We start from the raw sequence: 19193 nt of genomic DNA on the forward strand, positions 1-19193 counted from the left end.
AATCATGGCTGGTATTGCGAGACTGGATTCTGCAGATGTGGATTTCTCAAAACAACTGGATGCTCTGCTGACAAGAGAGACCGATACAGGAGATGATGTCCAGCATCTGGTGGCGGATATCCTTGCCAATGTGAAGCGGCGCGGGAACGAGGCTTTGTGTGAGTATACCGCGCGATTCGATGGCTGGGCATGCACACCTGAGTCCATGGAGATCAGTCATGCGCGTATGGAAGAGGCATGGCATGCTGTCTCTGAGCAGGATCGTCAGGCGTTGCAGCTTTGTGTTGAACGCATCCGGGCCTACCATGAGCATCAGTTGCAGGCTGACTGGGACTTTACCGATGCGGCCGGCCTGACGCTGGGACAGCGTATTACTCCGCTGGATCGTGTGGGGCTGTATGTGCCGGGCGGCAAGGCGGCATATCCATCCTCGGTGCTGATGAATGCCGTGCCGGCGGTGGTTGCCGGTGTGAAAGAGATTGTCATGGTGGTGCCGACACCGGGCGGTGAGCTTAACGAGCTGGTGCTGGCGGCAGCATATATTTCAGGTGTACAGCGTGGTTTTGCTGTTGGTGGTGCCCAGGCGGTTGCAGCTCTCGCCTATGGCACAGAGACGGTGCCTGCGGTTGATAAAATCGTCGGCCCGGGCAACAAGTTTGTTGCGGCTGCAAAGCGCCAGGTCTTCGGTACCTGTGGTATTGATATGATTGCCGGTCCATCCGAAATCGTGGTGGTTGCAGATGGTGGCCACCCGGCATGGCTGGCGGCCGATTTCCTCTCCCAGGCCGAACATGACGAGGCAGCCCAGAGTATTCTGATTTCAACCGATGCCCGTTTGCTGGATCAGGTTGCCGAGGCCATCGAGGCTCACCTGGCCGTACTGCCCCGTGCTGCAATTGCCCGGGCATCTGTGGAGACCCATGGCGCACTGATTCATGTACATAGCTGGGAAGAAGCGGCTGAAGCGGTCAACACCATTGCCCCGGAGCATCTTGAGCTTGCGCTTGAGGATCCGGATGCGCTGTTGCCGTTGATCCGCCATGCCGGAGCGATTTTCCTCGGTCACTTTGTACCCGAAGCTCTGGGCGATTACATTGCCGGCCCGAATCATGTGTTGCCAACCAATCGTACAGCACGTTTTTCATCGCCGCTTGGTGTATATGACTTCCAGAAGCGTACCAGTATTATTCGCTCGACCCGTGCCGGTGTCGAGGCTGTGGGGCCTGCGGCGGCTCACCTTGCGCATCGTGAAGGGTTGCAGGCGCATGCATTGACGCTGGAGCTGAGGTTGAATGACCGGACAGATGTATAACGATTCCGGTTTGATTCGGCAGTATAACAAACAAGGGGCAGGATGCCCGAAAACGGATGTAACAAACAATGATTCGCGGTGATATCAAGGCGCTTGCCGCCTACCATGTGCCCGACAGTAGTGGACTGATTAAACTTGATGCGATGGAAAACCCCTATGTCCTTCCGGAAGGGTTGCATCGTGAGTGGCTGAATCATCTGGGGACGGTGGATCTGAACCGCTATCCGGATGCCGATATGGCAGGGTTGCGGCGTAAAATTGCACAGCGCGAGGGGCTGGCACCGGAGCAGGTCCTGCTCGGTAACGGTTCGGATGAAATTATCCAGATGCTGTTGCTGGCTACCAATCCGGGTACCTGCGTGGTGCCCAAGCCGACGTTTGTGATGTATGACCTGATTTCACGCTGGTTGAAGCGGCCGGTGGCCAGTGTGCCGTTGCGTGCTGACTTTTCGCTGGATGCCGACCAGTTTCTTCAGGTGTGTGCGCGGGAAAAGATGGAAATTGCGTTTCTTGCCTGCCCGAACAATCCGACCGGTAACCTGTGGCCGGAAGAGACGGTCAGCCGTATTGCCCGTGGTATTAACGGGCAGCTGGTCATTGATGAGGCCTATGCGCCATTTGCCGAGCGTAGCCATAATCACCTGATTGGGCCCAATGTGATGGTGTTGCGGACCTTCTCCAAACTGGGCTGGGCCGGTCTCAGGCTCGGCTATCTGCTTGGTGATGCCGATCAGATTGCGCATCTGAACAAAGTCAGGATGCCTTATAACATCAATGCCTTGACCCAGGCATCGGCTGATTTTCTGCTGGATCATCTTGATGTGTTTGAGGAGCAGGCTGCCTTGATTCGCTCGGAACGGACAAGGATGTTTTCTGCACTCGAGCGTATGGCTTCGGTGACGGTCTTTCCATCCCAGGCCAACTTCCTTCTGCTCAGGGTGGCTGATCCGAAGGCTGTCTTTGAGGGGCTGAAAGAGGCCGGTATACTGATTAAAAACATGCACGGGGCTGACCCGATGCTGGCTGGTTGTGTGCGTATCACGATTGGTACAAAAGAGGAAAATGATGCTGTGCTGGCGGCACTTCAGGAGATCATCGGATGACAAGAACGGCAAGTATTGAGCGGACCACCAATGAGACATCTGTGCGTTTGAGTCTGGATCTGGATGGCAGCGGCAAGGCTGAGCTGAACTCCTCCATCCCGTTTCTCGATCACATGCTCGACCAGATTGCCCGTCATGGCCTGATTGATCTGTCTGTTGAAGCCAAAGGCGATCGGGAAATTGATGATCACCATACGGTCGAAGATATCGGTATCTGTCTGGGTGAAGCGCTGCGTGAGGCAATTGGAAACAAGGCGGGCATTGTTCGTTACGGTCACGCCTATGTGCCGCTGGATGAGGCTTTGTCACGTGTGGTGCTCGATTTTTCCGGCCGTCCGGGACTTGAGTATCATATCGCCTTCCCGAAAGAGACCGTAGGCGGCTTTGATATTGACCTGTTCAAGGAGTTTTTCCAGGCAGTCAGTAACCATGCCCGCATCACGCTGCACATCGATACGCTGCGTGGCGCCAACAATCATCATATCATTGAAACGGTATTCAAGGCATTCGGTCGGGCATTGCGTATGGCCATTGCGCCTGATGCACGCCAGGGCGGTATCCCTTCGACAAAAGGAGCACTCTGATCACGGTGGTTGTGATCAGGGTGGCTGGTAACTGAATATGATTGGTTTGATTAATTATGGTATGGGAAATCTCCACTCTGTCGCCAAGGCGCTTGAAGAGGTGGGGGGCGAGGTTGAGCTGGTTAGCGATGCCGATGCACTTGGTCGCTATGACCGGATTGTGTTGCCTGGCGTGGGCGCATTTCGCGACTGTATGTCGGCGCTGCGTCAGTCCGGTATGGATGCGGCGATTGTGGAGCAGATCCGTGCGGGCAAGCCGTTTCTCGGTATTTGCCTGGGTATGCAGGTGCTGATGAGTGTGTCGCGCGAGTTTGGCGAATATCACGGGCTTGGTCTTATTCCCGGAGCGGTCAATCCGTTCCCTGCCTCACATCCCGAACGCGGCTTCAAGATTCCGCATATGGGCTGGAATGATGTGATCCTCTCTTCCGAGCGTGAGCATCACCCGGTGCTGGCACCGCTTGCCGGTCGTCAGGTTTACTATGTGCACTCCTATTATTGCGCGCCGGAGCTGCCCGAGCATCTGCTGGCTGCCTGTTCCTATGGTGATTATCCGTTTGCTGCGGCGATTGGTCGCGACAATATTGTAGCAGTACAATTTCACCCGGAAAAATCACAGGCGGCAGGATTATCCTTGCTGGACGCCTATTTGCACTGGAAGCCCTGATTTTTCTCTGCCTTTCGGCAGGTAAAATCGCACGATTTTACGTGTCACACTGGTGTAATAATTCCGCTTTTTGCCTACTTGTCAGCTAATTTTGCCGGAGAGATCATGCGGCAACCTTAAACTCCAAGGAGGAGAATATATGAAGAAAGTATTGATGATTACCGCCGCAGCTGCATTCGCAATGGGCGCTCTGTCTGCCTCTGCTTATGCAGGTACTGAAGCAAAGTGCAAGGCATGCCATAACTTCACTGCCGAGAACAAGGTAGGTCCAGGTCTGGGCGGAGTAATCGGTCGTGCTGCAGGCAAGCATGAAGGCTTCAAGTACAGCGAAGACCTCGCTGGCGCTACCTGGAACTGGGATGAAGATCATCTGCGCAAGTGGATGTGCAACTCCAAGGAAGCGATTGCTGAGTTCACCGGTAATGCTCATGCAAAGACCAAGATGCCACCTCAGAAAGTATGCGATGCTGCCAAGCAGGATGAAGTACTGGCTGCTCTGAAGTAATTCAGAATGGTTGATCGGCGGCCTATGTAGTCGCCTGTGATCCGTGAAAACCCTCGCCAGTCTGGCGGGGGTTTTTTCTTTTGGGCATCTGGCCAGTGATGATGGGGATGGCATCCGGGATCTTTACCGGCTCGATGCTGGAGTGAGCTGCTGGTGCAGACAGCTGATGGAACGTCGCTGGTGCATTCCCGATAAATTATCTGCATGATTCGCAATATGACAAATCATCTCCCATTTGAACTGATTCCGGCGATCGATCTGAAGGGTGGCCATTGTGTGCGTCTGAAGCAGGGGCGCATGGATGATGCGACCGATTACGGTGATGACCCGGCGGCCATGGCATTGCGCTGGCAATCACTCGGAGCCCGGCGACTGCATGTGGTCGATCTGGACGGAGCCTTTGCCGGCAAGCCTGCCAATCGTGCTGCGATCCGTGCGATCTGTGAAACACTGGATATTCCCGTCCAGCTCGGTGGTGGTCTGCGCGATCTTTCCATGATCGAGGGTACGCTAGGACTTGGCGTGCAGCGGGTGATTCTCGGATCTGTTGCTATATCCAATCCGTCGCTGGTTGATCAGGCATGTGCGGCATTTCCCGGTCAGGTTTGCGTTGGTATTGATGCAAAGGCCGGTATGGTGGCAGTGCATGGCTGGGACGATGTGACCGATGTGACGGCGGTCGATCTGGCCCGGCGTTTTGAGGATGCGGGTGTGGCGGCCATTATTTATACCGATATTGCACGTGATGGCATGTTAAGTGGTCCGAATATCGAAGAGACGGTACATCTGGCCCGGGCTGTCTCTATCCCGGTGATTGTATCTGGCGGTGTGGCTACGATGGCCGATGTGACCGCCTGCGCGGCCCATGCTGCTGATGGCATCTGTGGCGCGATTACAGGGCGTGCGATTTATGAGGGAACCATTGATTTTGCAGCTGCGATGGAGCTGTTGAAGTGAGCTCCCTGCGGTCAGATTGCAGTGCAGATTTGTTTGTTTCGGGTTGGTTATAAATGTTATCGAAGCGCATTATTCCCTGTCTGGATGTGGCGCATGGCCGTGTCGTCAAGGGTGTACAGTTTGTTGATATTATTGATGCCGGTGACCCGGTTGAGGCTGCTATCAAATATGATCAGCAGGGTGCCGATGAGTTAACCTTTCTTGATATTCGGGCCAGCCACGAGAGTCGTGATACCCTGTATCATATGGTGACCGAGGTGGCTGAGCATGTGTTTATGCCGCTGACGGTCGGTGGCGGTGTCAAGGCGCTGGCTGATATTGAGAACCTGCTTCATGCCGGTGCGGACAAGGTGTCGATCAATACCGCTGCCATTTTTACGCCGGAGCTGGTCCGGGATGCGGCCGAGCGCTTTGGTTCATCAACCATTGTCGTGGCCGTTGATGCCAAACGGGTGGATGATCACTGGGAGTGCTTTACCCATGGCGGCAGGAAACCGACCGGGATCAATGCGGTGGAGTGGGCCAAACGCATGTCTGATTATGGTGCGGGTGAAATACTGCTGACCAGCATGGATGCCGATGGCACCAAAAACGGTTACGATATCCCGTTGACCCGCGCTGTCGCCAATGCGGTGACGGCCAATGTTGTGGCTTCAGGTGGTGTCGGAACGCTGGAGCATCTGGCTGACGGATTGAAGCTTGGTGGGGCGGATGCAGTGCTGGCCGCATCCATTTTCCATTTCGGGACATTTACCATTCATCAGGCCAAAACATTTCTTGCCGCCCAGGGCATTCCGGTGCGTCTATAAATGCACGCACCTCACTCTTGCGCGTTGTACATCGACATTCACGTATACGGCGTCTGAGTATGGAGTGGGCACAGCAGCTTGTTGAACAATATGGTTACTGGGCGGTTTTTGCCTGGACCTTTATTGAGGGTGAGAGTGTATTTATTGCTGCAGCGGCGCTGGCAGCAGCAGGCATGATGACCCCCTGGAAGGTGGTGACGGTGGCGGCCGTGGGCGCTTATGTCGGCCATCTCTTCTTTTTCGCACTCGGGCGCTGGCGTGGTATGGCCATTATCGAGGCGTTACCCTTTCTTAAAAAACACTATCCGAAGGCCAATGCTGTGCTTGATCGCTATGCGCACTGGTCGATTTTTATTTTTCAGTACCTTTACGGGACCCGTATGGTGGCTGCGATCATGTTCGGTTGCTCGACAATCGGCTTTACCCGCTTTGCCCTGTTGCAGGTGGTGAACTGTCTCAGCTGGGCCATCATTATTTATAGCGTGGGTCACCTGGTCGGTATGGCAGGGGTGGCCATACTGCATCACTTCGGTGTTTACGGATTGCTGGCGGTGGTGCTGGCAGCGGCCGTCGTGGCGCTGTTGCTGTATTTTCGTTACGGTCACCATCATGTCCGCCGCCACTGGCGCGAGCGGGTGAAAGAGGGGGAGGACGGCGGCGCGTGAGCTGACATCGCCTGATTGGCTGGCTATACTCAGCTGGCGTGATCGGGGGTGTGTTAATGTATGTTCGCACTGCTGCCGTAGCCGGCCTTTTTTATCCTGCTGATCCGACGGCGCTACAGAAGGCGCTGGCCGGATATCTTGCTGTCGGGCGGGTGCAGTGCACTCCTCCCCGGGCGCTGATTGTGCCGCATGCAGGCTATATCTACTCAGCTCCCACTGCGGCCTGTGGTTATGCAACACTTGTCGGCAGTCATTATTCCCGCGTGGTGCTGGTCGGGCCTGCGCACCGGGTGGCAACGCCGGCCATTGCGGTGCCCTCCTGTCATCTGTTTCGCACCCCTCTTGGTGATATTCCCGTTGCTGATGTGATCCAGGAGCTCCTCATCCGGTTTGACGGGGTCGAAACAGATGATGTGGTTCACGCGCCTGAACACTCGCTGGAGGTGCAGCTGCCATTTTTACAGGTGGTGCTGTCCTCGTTCGAGCTGGTGCCATTGTGTGTCGGGGATGTTGATCCGGTGCTGCTGGCGCAGGTGCTGGAATCATTATGGGATGAGGGCACCCTGTTTGTGATCAGCTCCGATTTGTCCCACTATCATGCCAGTGATGAGGCAGTCAGGCGTGATCATGCCTCGATCGCCAGAATTCTTGCCGGCTCTCACCTGATGCATACACAGGCTTGTGGCGCTACCGGCATCAATGCCATGCTGTTGCTGGCAGCCAGACACCGACTGCAGGCGCGCCTGCTGGATTACCGTCACTCGGGCGATACGGCCGGTGATATGGAGCGGGTGGTGGGCTACGCGTCGATTGCCTTTGAAGGCGGGCTTGAGGATGCATGAGCAGGGTGGTGTGCTGCCGGCGCTCGCCCGTGCGGCCATTGCCGGGCGGCTGGGAGTGGTGGAATCTGCGCCTGAGCCCCCTGATTTTTTGCAGCAGCCGGGTGCGTGCTTTGTGACCCTGCAGATACGGGGTCGCCTGCGCGGCTGTATCGGATCGCTTGAACCGTATCGCCGGCTCATTGATGATGTGCAGGCCAACGCTATAGCCGCTGCTTTCGAGGACCCCCGTTTTCCTGCGCTGGACAGGGAAGAGTACGCCTTGCTGCATATCGAAGTTTCGGTGCTTTCACCGATGGAGCTGTTGCCTGCGCATGATGAGGCGGCGTTGTGGGCACTCTTGCGTCCGGGTATCGATGGTGTGGTGCTGAAATTCGGCCTGCACCGGGCGACATTTTTACCGCAGGTATGGGATCAGTTGCCTGATCCGCGCCAGTTTATGGCTCACCTCAAGGTGAAGGCCGGTCTGCCTGCAGACTTCTGGGATACAGCGCTGCAAATTTATCGTTATACCGTCAGCAAGTATGGTGAGCGGGAGTGGTCCGATGACGGCTGACGAACACTTTGCTGCGCGCTATTGGCATGATACCGGCGACGGGCGGATTCAGTGTGATCTCTGCCCGCGCGACTGCAGGCTGCATGATGGTCAGCGCGGCTTCTGTTTTGTGCGCAAGCGTGAAGGCGATCACCTGGTGCTGACGACATACGGGCGTTCATCCGGTTTTTGTATCGATCCGGTCGAAAAGAAGCCGCTGTATCACTTTTATCCCGGTTCGGCAGTGCTCTCCTTTGGTACGGCGGGTTGTAATCTGGCCTGCGCATTTTGTCAGAACTGGGATATCTCGAAGTCGCGTGCCTTTGATCGCCTGTGCGATCAGGCCGATCCGGAGGCGATTGCAGCGGCTGCACTCAGGCATGACTGCAGGGCGGTTGCATTTACCTACAATGATCCGGTCATCTTTCTTGAATATGCGGTGGATACGGCGATCGCCTGTCATGAGGCCGGTGTTGGTACCATCGCGGTGACTGCCGGATATATAGCGGCGCCGGCGCATGAGGAGTTCTTTGCCCATATGGATGCGGTGAACGTTGATCTGAAGTCGTTTTCAGATGCGTTCTATCATCGCCTGTGTGCGGCGCGGCTGCAACCGGTGCTCGATACACTGCGCTATATCAGGCATGAGACGGATGCCTGGCTGGAGATTACCACGTTATTGATTCCGGGCGAGAACGACAGTGATGAGGAGCTGACGGCGATGTGTGACTGGATTGCCGGTCATCTGGGACCGGATGTGCCACTGCACTTCTCCGCATTTCATCCTGACTGGAAGCTTAAGGATAAAAGCCCTACGCCGGTGGCGACCCTGCAACGGGCAAGATGCATTGCCCTGCACGCGGGGCTCCACTATGTCTATACGGGTAATGTGCGCGATCCGGAGGGTGGCAGCACTTATTGTCCCCGCTGTCACAATCCTGTGATTGCGCGTGACTGGTATGAAATCATCGATTACCAATTATCCGGGGCTGGCTGCTGCCCGCGTTGCAACACCCTGATAGCTGGTCACTTCGGTCATTTTGACGGGGGATTCGGCGGCCAGCGTCGACCGGTTTATCTGCATGGCGGTTGATTGTCTTTGAGGCGAGGGTGGGGCTTGTGCTGGCTTGCCTCGTTGTACGTGATATGGTCCCGTTGTGCGGCATCGTCCGGGTTGAGCAAGTGAGAGGGGATTTGCTCTCATCATGGCTTCATACTTGCTTGGCAACGATGAATCCGGATGCCGGTATGGCAGTGGATCCGATGCTGTCCGCATGGTGAGCATACTTGACAATATTTCTTATTGTAAGGTAACTTGCATTGATTTGTGTTAGTGGTCCTTAAGGAGTGGAGGGTAAGTGGCGCTTTTCTCGAACAAGTCAGAAGGCATGATGGGAATTGACATCAGTTCGACCGGTATCAAGCTGGTAGAGCTCTCCCGCAGCCGTTCAGGTTATGAACTGACCGCTATGGCTGCCATTCCACTGCCAAGGGATGCCATCGTTGAAAATACGATTATCGACTCCACGGCAGTCACCCATGCGCTGGTCGAGGCGATCGAGCAGGCACGTCCGGGCTGTAAAAATGTGGCGCTCGCTGTCTCTGGCAACGCCGTTATTATCAAAACCATTACTGTCCCTATGGCGACGGAGTTTGAGCTTGAGGCCCGCATTGAGTTCGAGGCGGACCAATACGTTCCTTATGATATCGACGATGTGTTTCTGGACTTCTTCATTCAGGGCATGAATGCCGAAGATCCGGAATTGATGGATGTGGTGCTGGTTGCCTGCAAGCGCGAGGTGGTTGAGGACTATCAGCTGGTTCTTAATGAGGCCGGCTTGCAGGTCAGGTGTATGGATTGTGCCGTGTTTGCCGTTGAAAATGCAGCCGAGCTGACCGACGAGCATGAGGGGCCGATAGCCGGCGATGATACCCCTCCCGATGCGGAGAGCGAGGTGCACGCGCTGGTCAATATCGGTGCCAATATGATGAATATCAATGTGCTCATTAATGGTCGCATGGCCTTTGTGCGAGATCAGTTCTTTGGTGGTCATAATCTGACTGAAGAGATCCAGAAAGAGCACGGACTGAGTTACCAGGAAGCTGAAAAGCTGAAGGTGGAGCGTTTTGCCGATATCCACCCCGAGGCGCTGGAGCGGTTTTATAACGGGCTGACATCCGAGCTGGTGCGCTCGCTCGATTTTTATTCGGCCAGCCGGGCTGAATTTCCGGTGCGCAAGCTGTTTATATCCGGCGGTTGCGCACTGATCCCCAATATCGCGATCGAGCTGGAGCAGCGCCTTGGCATTGATAGCGCGGTATTGAACCCCCTGAAGAATATTAAAATGAACCGGCGCAAGTTCGATGTGGAGCAGCTGCAGCGGATCGGGCCGATGCTGATGGTGCCGGTCGGACTGGCCCTGCGGAATTTTGACGCATGATACGAATTAATCTTATCCCATATCGTACTGCCCGTCGGCAGCATCAGATCATCCAGCATCTGGGCACCTTTGTTGCTGTGGTCATCGCAGCAGCACTGCTGGCGCTGGGGGCGCATACATACAGCTCGCTGCAGCTGGCTGATCTGAAAGAGCAAACGCTGCAGTTGCAGCAGCAGAATCAGGATCTTAAGCAGAAAATCGGCAAGATTGAAAACCTTGATCACCTGCGTACGGATGTGGAGCGGAAGCTGAAGATTGTCGACCGCTTGCAGGAGGGGCGTTTCCATTCGCTCAAAACGTTGCATGAAATCTCCCTGCTGATTCCTGAAAATGTATGGCTCGATGAAATCAATGATCAGGGCAAGGATCTCGTGCTTTCCGGGCAGGCAGAAAGTAACAAGGCTGTTGCGGTGTTTATGCGCAAGCTTGATCAATCGGCCCTGTTTGAGAATATCCGTCTGGATCTGATTAACAGGGTCATGATTGGCGGCCTGCCGGTGCGTAAATTCAGTCTGAAGGTTGTACGCAGGGATGATGCGGCTGTGGCTGCCGGTCAGGCGGAGGGCTCCTGATGTTTGAATCGGCGAAAGGCTCCATGTATGAGGCATTCAGGCCGATCCTGCCTTTGCCATTATGGCAGAAGCTGCTGGCGCTGGTGGTGACGGTAGCGGTGATCGTGGCGGTCTATTTCACCCTGGGCTGGTCGCCACTGCAGCTGGAGATTGAGCAGCAGCAGGCGCAGCTGAAGATGCAGGAGGTTCGCCTGATCAAAAACAAGCGCCTTGCACACAATCTTCCGCGCAAACAGCAGGAGTATGCCGAGCTTGAGAAGCAGTTGAAGGTTGCTCTGAATATGCTGCCCAAAAAGTCGCAGATTCCTGATCTTCTCGAAAATGTCTCATGGGCGGGCAAGGATTCCGGGCTTGAGTTCAAAATGTTCAGGCCTGAAAAAGAGGTCAATCGCCAGATTTATGCCGAGGTGCCTGTGTCGTTTAATGTGACCGGCAGTTTCAGGCAGCTGTTGACCTTTTTAAAGCGTGTGGGGGAAATGCCCCGCATTGTTGATGTGAAAAAACTCAGGCTGACTGCTGGTAAGGATGGTGGTGACCTTTCCGTTGACGGGCAGGCTGTCACCTACAGATTTGTTGAGGAGACGCCTCAAAAGACGCGTACAGGGAAAGGGCAGTAATGGCCAATGTCAGGGTCCGGGAGACAGGGATGGGAATGAAGACAGGATACAGACTTGCGTGGAGTGCAGTGATCATGCTGCTGACCTGCCTGCTTGCGCCGCAGTTGCAGGCGGCAACGTTGCAGGGGTTGAACCTGCTGGCGGATGGATCAAGGCAGAGCCTGCGGATCTCTCTGGATGAGCCGATCGAGTACCAGGTGTTTAATCTTGAGGGGCCAGCCAGACTGGTGCTGCAGTTTCCCCACTCATCGATGGGGCCGGATGTGGTGCCGATGAAGGGGCAGGGCGCGGTTGAGATGATCACCCCGACGCAGGATGCGGATGGGGTACGGGTCGAGATTGCCATGGCGCCCGGAGCAACCTATGCGATTACGGAAAAAGCGGCTGATCTGCTGCTGACCTTCACGCCAAAACAGGTGGCGGCTGATCAGGGGGCCGGTGCACAGCTGCAGGATATCGAAGTGCGTGATCAGGGCGGCGTGACCGAGCTTGTGTTGCGCGGTCAGCATATGGATGCCAACCATAATGCTCTGGTGACCAATGACGGATCGACGATGGTGGTTGATTTCTGGGGTGGCCGCTCGATGTTGCCGAAGGAGTACTACAGCTACTCTTCCCAGCGCGTCAATGATGTCACCGTCGGTGCCGCCGATGGCCGTTTGCGTCTGGTTATGAATCTGCGAGCCGGCAGTGGAGACAGTCATCAGATCGACGCCGGTAATAACCAGATGGTGATTCGTTTTGGTGCAGTGGCCGCGGTGCCGAAGGATGGGGCTGTTGTGGTTGAGGCGGTTGATTTCCAGCCGGATGATCGCATTGCTCATCTGGTCATTCGCACTGACAGTGCCAATCCGGTGATCAATTTGCAGGAAGAGGATGGCAAGGTGGTGCTGGATCTGAAAAAGGCACGCCTGGCCCCCGGTCAGGAGCGCAGTCAGGATGTGCGTGCGTTTCCCGGGCCGGTTGAGCAGATCGACTCCTATGCGGTTGACAGGAATGTACGCATTGTCACCCGTCTGCGTCAGAAATCTGTGGTTTCATCCTATCAGAGCGGCAATGTGTTGACCGTGACGATGAAGCCGCAGGATCTCGTGGTAGCCAGCCGTGCAGGTAACGAGGCGGTGGCAAGCGAAAAGATCTATAACGGCCAGAAGGTCACCTTTAACTATAAGGACATTGATATCCGTAATGCGTTGAAGCTGATCTCTGAGATGAGCGACTTTAATATTATCATGTCCGATGATGTGAAGGGTGTGCTGACCATGCGGCTGGTGGATGTGCCATGGGATCAGGCGCTGGATATTATTCTGGCCGCCAAGGGGCTGGGTAAGGAACAGTCGGGTAATGTGATTCGCATAGCGCCGCTGCAGGTGCTTAATGATGATGCCAGTGCCAGAAAACAGGCTGTGCAGAGTGCAGAGGATATAGCACCGCTGGAGACCGAGTTTATCACGCTTGGTTACGCCTCGGTGAATGATGTCAAAACTATTATGGAAGGGGGCTCGGTGAAGACATCGGTGACCTCTACGGCTGCTTCTTCTGCAACCGGTGCTGCCACTGATGCCGGAGGAAGCAGTACCACGACCTCCAGTGAGCTTAAGTTGTTGTCCGATCGTGGTGTGATCATGCTCGATGAGCGCAGTAACACGATGATTATCACCGATACCCGTGAGCGGTTGAATAATATCAAGCGCCTGATTGCCGTGATCGACAAGCCGATGCAGCAGGTGATGGTTGAGGCGCGCATTGTTGAGGCAACCGATACCTTCTCACGTGATCTGGGTGTGAAGTGGGGTGGTACCGCAACCCGTGCCGCAGGTAATATAACACAAACCCTGACCGGCAAGGGGCTGGGCACCAACGTGGTTGACCTGGGAGCGGCGGTCGGTGCCGGTTCCGGTGGTGCCATCGGTTATACGCTGGGAACGCTTAATGGCGCGCTGAATCTCAATCTTGAGCTTTCGGCTGCAGAGCAGGAGGGGCAGATCAAGGTGGTCTCCAGTCCGCGAGTCTTTACCAGTAACTTGCAGGAGGCTCTGATTGAGCAGGAGCAGCAGATTCCGTTCCTGGTGACGACGGTCAGTGCTGCCGGTACGACCACGGCTTCCGAGTTGAAGAGTGCCAAGCTGACACTGAAGGTGACGCCGCAGATTACTGCCGACAAGCGGATCATTATGCAGCTGGTGGTAAACAAGGATACGCCGGTAGCCAACCCGGTGGCTGGTGGCCCTGCGACCATTGACAAGAAGCAGATCCTGACCAAGCTGCTGGTGAAGAATGGCGAAACGGTTGTGTTGGGTGGTATCTATTCACAAACCACATCCGATCAGGTGAATGGTGTGCCCGGTTTGCAGAACATTCCGTTCATCGGTAATTTCTTCAAGCGCAAACAGAAGGTGAACAACCGCAATGAGTTGCTCATTTTCATTACGCCGACGATTATTGCCGATGACAAGGGCTCCGCGAATCAGGGAAGCTGAAGTCATTCGGGCGATCTTGTGTGTCATGATGACGATATGATAAACAACGGTTGACAGAAAACGGCGGGACGCTATGGTTTCGCGCCTCAGAACAGACGCAGCGATCGGCTGCAAGGAGAGTTAAAACGTGGCAAATCATGTATCTGCACTGAAACGTGCACGCCAGGATCAAAAGAAGCGTTTTCAGAACCGTGCTCAGAAGTCGGCAATGCGTACTGCTATCAAGCAGGTTCTCGCAGCCGTGAATGCCGGTGACAAGGAAACTGCAGCGACAGCGCTGAAGAAGGCGACATCCCTGCTGGACCGTGCTGGCCGCAAGAGCTTGATCCACCCAAGTCAGGCGTCCCGTCGTGTGTCCCGCCTGAACGCACGTGTGAAAGCGATCGCCTGATTCTTCACAGTAACTGTTTGAAAAAAGCCCGCCCCTTCATGGCGGGCTTTTTGTTTTATCGGCCAAAGCCCCGTACCATGTCGACAAGGTTGTGATTGGCTGATCCGGTACGTGTGATTAAGGTTTTTTTCATCTGGTGTGACCATTATCCTCGCCCGTGACTTTGAAGTGATACGCATGGAGGGCTCCTTGCCTGAGAAAATCCGTGAAATTCCCTATAACTATACATCCTACTCGGATCGTGAGGTGGTTATTCGCTTTCTCGGCGAGGATGCATGGGATGATCTGAATGTATTGCGTACCCAGCGACGTACCGGTCGCTCGGCGCGAATGCTGTTTGAGATTCTCGGCGATCTGTGGATGGTTGAGCGCAATATCTTTTTGCGTAATGACCTGCTGCAGAACAGCAAGCGTCGCCGCCAGATGCATCGCCGCCATCATGATCGTCTGGTCCATATTCAGGCCGGGGCGGAGGATAATCCGCGTGCTTCCAAGGTGGCTGCGTGCACCAGCAGATTGCTGGAGGAGTTTTACAGCTGGTTTGATCAGGAGCCGGCAAAGCGCAATCGTGCCCGCAAGGCATTTGCCCGTTATACCCATCCGAATAATATCCATTTTGACGCCTTTACCCTGACCCATCATGCCACTGATGCGACCGACTGGCGTCATCATGCGCCGTTTTGCGTCATTACACCGGATAGTGCGGATGAATTACCCGGCTTGATCCGGAGCATTGCCGAGCAGGACCTTGTGGTGATTCCACGTGGTGGCGGCACCGGTCTGTGCGGTGGCTCTGTACCACTCTCCAATAATGCTGTGCTGATCAATGTCGAGAAGCTCGACCGGATTGATCCGGTGGTGATGCAGCATGTGGGCGACAAGGGCGAGGTGGCGACCATTACCGCCGGTGCCGGTGCTGTCACCGGCAAGGTGATGGATGCATCCAAACCGTATGTGTTTGCAACCGATCCGACCAGTCTGTGGGCCTGTACCATCGGTGGTAATGTCGCCTCCAATGCCGGCGGCAAGCATGCCGTGATCTGGGGAACCTGCGTTGATAACCTGTTGTCATGGAAGATGGTGACACCGGACGGTAACTGGCTGCTGGTTGAGCGCGTCAATCATAGCATGGGCAAGATCCATGAGGCGGGTGAGGTACAGTTCCGCCTGACCCGGACGGATGCGGTGACCGGTGAGCTGCTCAGTGTCGAGATGTTGAATCTTGATGGTTCCATCTTCCGTAAGGCGGGGCTCGGCAAGGATGTGACGCGCAAGGCGTTGGGCGGGCTTCCGGGTGTTCAGAAAGAGGGCACGGACGGTTTTATTGCCGAAGCCACGTTTATTCTGCATCGCCCGTTTGCGGTGACCCGTACGGTTTGCTGCGAGTTTTTCGGCCAGGAGCTGAGTAAGGCCACCCGTGCCATGGTGCATATCAAGGAACATGTGGATGCTACGCCGGGGGCGCATCTGGAGGGGCTTGAGCATTTCGATGCGAAATATGTCAAGGCCATCGAATATATCTCCAAATCAACCCGTCGTGAGGCGCCGCGTGTTGTGCTGCTGATCGATGTATCGGGTGATGATGATCGTATTGTCGGTAAGGCCTGTGCCGATATCTGCCGCCTGGCATCGCAGGGTGACGGTGAGGGCTTTGTCGCCACCACAAGTGCTGATCGCAGCCGTTTCTGGGGTGATCGTGGCCGTATGGCGGCGATTGCCAGACATACCCGCGCATTCAAGCTCAATGAAGACGTGGTGATCCCGCTGCCGCGTTTGTCTGAATATAATGACTATGTCGAGCACCTGAATATTGAAAACTCGATTGGTAACAAGATTGAAGTGCTTGATGCGATCGGCCGTTATCTGAAGCAGACGCAGGCAAGAATCGGTGGTAACCGGCTGGAGCAACAGGGGCTGGGTATTGAGGATGATGCCTTCCTGCAGGACAAGCTGATCAAGGGTCAGGAGCTGGTGGCGCGGATCCGTGAGAACTGGAGCCATCTGCTGAAGTCACTCGATGCACCATGCAAGGATTCAGCGTATCTGCTGCATGAGGTGAAGTATAAGCGCAGTGAGCCGTTATTCCGTTTGATGCAGCGCGGCGAGTTGCGCATCTCCTATCGCAAGGAGGTGGAGGCGCCGCTGTTTGATCTGTTGCGCGGGCATGAGGCGCTGATTGACGGGGTGCGCCAGTGCCACAAGCAGACCCTTTCCAGCCGTATTGTGATTGCCACCCATATGCATGCCGGCGACGGCAATGTGCATACCAATATCCCGGTGAACTCCAACGATTATCCGATGATGAAAAAGGCGCATCGGATGGTTGAAAAGGTGATGGCGAAAGCGGTTGAGCTGGGTGGCGTGATCTCCGGTGAGCATGGTATCGGCATTACCAAGCTGCAGTTTATGCCGCGTGATCTGCTGGAGGAGACGGCGGCCTATCTTGATCGCCATGATCCGCATCAGCTCTTTAATCGTGGCAAGCTCAGGCCTGATACCGATCTTCAGCTCAGTTATACGCCGAGTTTCAACCTGCTGGAGATGGAGTCGATGATTCTGGAGGCGGCAGATCTGACCGAGCTGTCTGAGTCGATTTCGCCATGCCTGCGCTGTGGTAAATGCAAGCCTGTTTGCAATACGCATTTCCCGCGAGCCAACATGCTTTATTCGCCGCGTAACAAGATTCAGGCAACCGGTGCGATCATCGAGGCCTTCCTCTATGAGTCCCAGACCGGTGCCGGCATTTCATTCGAGCAGTTTGCCGGCCTCCATGATGTGGCCGACCACTGCACGATTTGCCACAAGTGTGAAACGCCATGCCCGGTCAACATTGATTTCGGTGAAGTGACCGAACGGCTGCGCGCGCTGCTCAAGGATAAGGGGCAGTCCCGTTTTAATCTGGGCTCGAAGTTGTCGATGTTGTTCCTGGTGCTGCAGGACCCGCGGGCCGTGCATCTGATGCGCGAAGTGGTCATTCGCTGGGGTTATGCGGGCCACCGCATGCTCAACAAGCTGGGTAAACTCAGTGGTCTGGTGCGCGAAAAGCCGGCGGCAACGCGTAATCTGGAAGGTGTGCAGGCACAGGTGATCAACTTTATCGAGCGTCCGCTGCCATCCCTGCCGCTGGGGACGGCTCGTCAGAAGCTCGGCATCGAATCGCGTGATCGCAATATGATTCCTGTGTTGCGCGATCCGGCCAAAGCGAACGGGCGTGCCGTGTTCTATTTCCCTGGCTGTGGCTCGGAGCGGCTGTTTTCCCAGGTGGGTCTGGCGACTCAGGCGATGCTCTATGAGCAGGGGCTGAATGTGGTGCTGCCACCGTCCTATCTCTGCTGTGGCTACCCGTCGACTGCGGGTGGTGACCATGAGAAGGGTGACAAGATCAGCTACGATAACCGGGTGCTCTTCCACCGGATTCGAAATGCGCTCTCCTATCTTGATTTTGAGGCGGTGATTGTCTCCTGTGGCACCTGCTATGATCAGCTGACCCGTTATGAGCTTGAAAAAGTTTTCCCGGGTGCACCGCTGATTGATATTCACGAATACCTGATGGAACAGGGTGTGAAGGCGGAAGGGGTGAGCGGCGTTGAGTATATGTATCATGTGCCATGCCATTCTCCACTGAAGCGTCATGGTACGCAGGCTGCCATCGGTTCGCTGCTGGGAAGTCAGGCGGTTAAATCCGAGCAGTGCTGTGGTGAAGCGGGGACCCTGGCTGTCGCTAACCCGGCCATTGCCGGCAAGATCCGTGCACGCAAGGAAGAGGAGATGGCTAGGGCCAGTGCCCAGCTTCCCGGTGTCGAACCGCAGAAGATTCTGACCTCCTGTCCATCCTGTCTGCAGGGGCTTTCACGGCTTGAGGGGCAGACGGCGGTTGAAGCCGATTACATCGTGGTGGAGCTGGCCCGTCATCTGCATGGTGAAGGGTGGCAGCAGGCGTTTGTCGACAAGGTGAAAAATGGCGGTATCGAAAGGGTGTTGATGTAACCCATGCATCGACGCATCTCCCTCCTGTTGTTATGGCCGCTGCTGTTATTGCAGCTGCTGCTCGGAGGGTGTGCCACTTCGCCACCGAAGCATCTGGATGATGGCTGTTCCATTTTCCGGGAGAAGGACGACTGGTATAAATATGCCAATCACTCCTTTAAAAAGTGGGGGGTACCGGTGCATGTGCAGTTGGCGATCATGCATCAGGAGTCCCGTTTTCGCAGTCAGGCACTGGCACCGGATGATACGCTGCTCGGTTTTATTCCATGGGGACAGGTCACCACCGCTTACGGATATGCGCAGGTGCTCGACTCAACCTGGGATTGGTATATCCGTTCCACCGGCAATAGCGGGGCCGATCGTGATGACTTCGAGGATGCCAGCGATTTTATCGGCTGGTATGGCAACCTTTCACATAAAAAACTCGGGATATCCAAGTGGGATGCCTATAACCAGTACCTGGCCTACCATGAGGGGCATGGTGGCTGGTTGCGCAAAACCTACCTGAAGAAGCCATGGCTGATAAAAGTGGCGCGCAAGGTGGAGCGGCGCTCAAAGATGTACGCCGCTCAGCTGGCCCGTTGCAAGAATGATCTCGACAGTGGCTGGAGCCTGTGGCCGTTTTAGGCTCTTAAGTCTGTGTAACGCTTCCTTCACGTTGTGATGAGCATCAGAGGGCTCAAACATTCAGTTCTTCCATGGTCAGGCGCCAGTGTGCCGGAGTGGATA

18 protein-coding genes are annotated in these 19193 nt (G+C 55.4%); all 18 read left to right on the plus strand.

All coding sequences use genetic code 11. The features are described 5' to 3' along the window. The first annotated feature begins 4 nt into the window (after nt 1-4). The 18 genes from hisD (at nt 5) to FEF65_RS01470 (ending at nt 19091) form a co-directional block, all read left to right on the plus strand. A complete protein-coding gene (hisD, locus tag FEF65_RS01385; protein WP_138237981.1) occupies nt 5-1312 on the plus strand; it encodes a histidinol dehydrogenase in 1308 nt (435 codons plus the stop codon). A gap of 68 nt (nt 1313-1380) precedes the next feature. Further along, the gene (gene hisC, locus FEF65_RS01390; protein WP_138237982.1) at nt 1381-2415 is read left to right on the plus strand and encodes a histidinol-phosphate transaminase; all 1035 of its coding nucleotides are present in this window, start codon (nt 1381-1383) and stop codon (nt 2413-2415) included. Beyond that, nucleotides 2412-2999, plus strand: a complete 588-nt coding sequence (gene hisB / locus FEF65_RS01395) for an imidazoleglycerol-phosphate dehydratase HisB (RefSeq protein ID WP_138237983.1) — start codon at nt 2412-2414, stop codon at nt 2997-2999. The genes hisC and hisB overlap by 4 nt, the downstream gene beginning before the upstream one ends. A 31-nt stretch (nt 3000-3030) precedes the next feature. Continuing rightward, nucleotides 3031-3666, plus strand: coding sequence for an imidazole glycerol phosphate synthase subunit HisH (hisH, locus tag FEF65_RS01400; protein WP_170304405.1), 636 nt, complete (start codon nt 3031-3033; stop codon nt 3664-3666). Nucleotides 3667-3805: 139 nt separating this feature from the next. After that, nucleotides 3806-4171 (plus strand): c-type cytochrome, encoded by a 366-nt coding sequence (locus FEF65_RS01405; protein WP_138237985.1) that lies wholly within the window; start codon nt 3806-3808, stop codon nt 4169-4171. 216 nt (nt 4172-4387) lie between these two features. Continuing rightward, nucleotides 4388-5128 (plus strand): 1-(5-phosphoribosyl)-5-[(5-phosphoribosylamino)methylideneamino]imidazole-4-carboxamide isomerase, encoded by a 741-nt coding sequence (gene hisA / locus FEF65_RS01410; RefSeq protein ID WP_138237986.1) that lies wholly within the window; start codon nt 4388-4390, stop codon nt 5126-5128. Between the two features lie 53 nt (nt 5129-5181). Beyond that, nucleotides 5182-5937: an imidazole glycerol phosphate synthase subunit HisF gene (gene hisF / locus FEF65_RS01415; protein ID WP_138237987.1), complete on the plus strand. Its 756-nt coding sequence runs from the start codon at nt 5182-5184 to the stop codon at nt 5935-5937. 59 nt (nt 5938-5996) lie between these two features. Then, entirely contained in the window at nt 5997-6602 is a 606-nt protein-coding gene (locus FEF65_RS01420) for a DedA family protein (RefSeq protein WP_138237988.1), read from the plus strand. A gap of 56 nt (nt 6603-6658) precedes the next feature. Further along, on the plus strand, nt 6659-7444 hold the full coding sequence (amrB, locus tag FEF65_RS01425) for an AmmeMemoRadiSam system protein B (protein ID WP_138237989.1): 786 nt from the start codon (nt 6659-6661) through the stop codon (nt 7442-7444). Beyond that, complete coding sequence (gene amrA, locus FEF65_RS01430; RefSeq protein WP_138238097.1) at nt 7437-7997, plus strand: AmmeMemoRadiSam system protein A; 561 nt, start codon at nt 7437-7439, stop codon at nt 7995-7997. Before amrB ends, amrA begins: the two co-directional genes overlap by 8 nt. Beyond that, the gene (gene amrS, locus FEF65_RS01435) at nt 7987-9069 is read left to right on the plus strand and encodes an AmmeMemoRadiSam system radical SAM enzyme (RefSeq protein ID WP_138237990.1); all 1083 of its coding nucleotides are present in this window, start codon (nt 7987-7989) and stop codon (nt 9067-9069) included. The genes amrA and amrS overlap by 11 nt, the downstream gene beginning before the upstream one ends. A gap of 298 nt (nt 9070-9367) precedes the next feature. Then, complete coding sequence (gene pilM, locus FEF65_RS01440; RefSeq protein WP_238701104.1) at nt 9368-10417, plus strand: type IV pilus assembly protein PilM; 1050 nt, start codon at nt 9368-9370, stop codon at nt 10415-10417. Beyond that, nucleotides 10414-10989 (plus strand): PilN domain-containing protein, encoded by a 576-nt coding sequence (locus FEF65_RS01445; RefSeq protein ID WP_138237991.1) that lies wholly within the window; start codon nt 10414-10416, stop codon nt 10987-10989. Before pilM ends, FEF65_RS01445 begins: the two co-directional genes overlap by 4 nt. Beyond that, entirely contained in the window at nt 10989-11606 is a 618-nt protein-coding gene (locus FEF65_RS01450; protein ID WP_138237992.1) for a type IV pilus inner membrane component PilO, read from the plus strand. The genes FEF65_RS01445 and FEF65_RS01450 overlap by 1 nt, the downstream gene beginning before the upstream one ends. 29 nt (nt 11607-11635) lie before the next feature. Further along, nucleotides 11636-14086 carry a type IV pilus secretin PilQ gene (locus FEF65_RS01455; RefSeq protein ID WP_238701105.1) on the plus strand — a complete coding sequence of 817 codons (2451 nt, stop codon included), beginning with the start codon at nt 11636-11638 and terminating at the stop codon, nt 14084-14086. 127 nt (nt 14087-14213) lie between these two features. Beyond that, entirely contained in the window at nt 14214-14477 is a 264-nt protein-coding gene (gene rpsT, locus FEF65_RS01460) for a 30S ribosomal protein S20 (RefSeq protein ID WP_138237993.1), read from the plus strand. 189 nt (nt 14478-14666) lie between these two features. Then, nucleotides 14667-18464 carry a DUF3683 domain-containing protein gene (locus tag FEF65_RS01465; protein WP_170304402.1) on the plus strand — a complete coding sequence of 1266 codons (3798 nt, stop codon included), beginning with the start codon at nt 14667-14669 and terminating at the stop codon, nt 18462-18464. A 3-nt stretch (nt 18465-18467) separates the two neighbouring features. After that, nucleotides 18468-19091, plus strand: coding sequence for a transglycosylase SLT domain-containing protein (locus FEF65_RS01470; RefSeq protein ID WP_138237994.1), 624 nt, complete (start codon nt 18468-18470; stop codon nt 19089-19091). Nucleotides 19092-19193: the final 102 nt, after the last annotated feature.

It is taken from the genome of Mariprofundus erugo, from assembly GCF_005818865.1.
GTDB classification, from domain to species: Bacteria; Pseudomonadota; Zetaproteobacteria; order Mariprofundales; family Mariprofundaceae; genus Mariprofundus; species Mariprofundus erugo.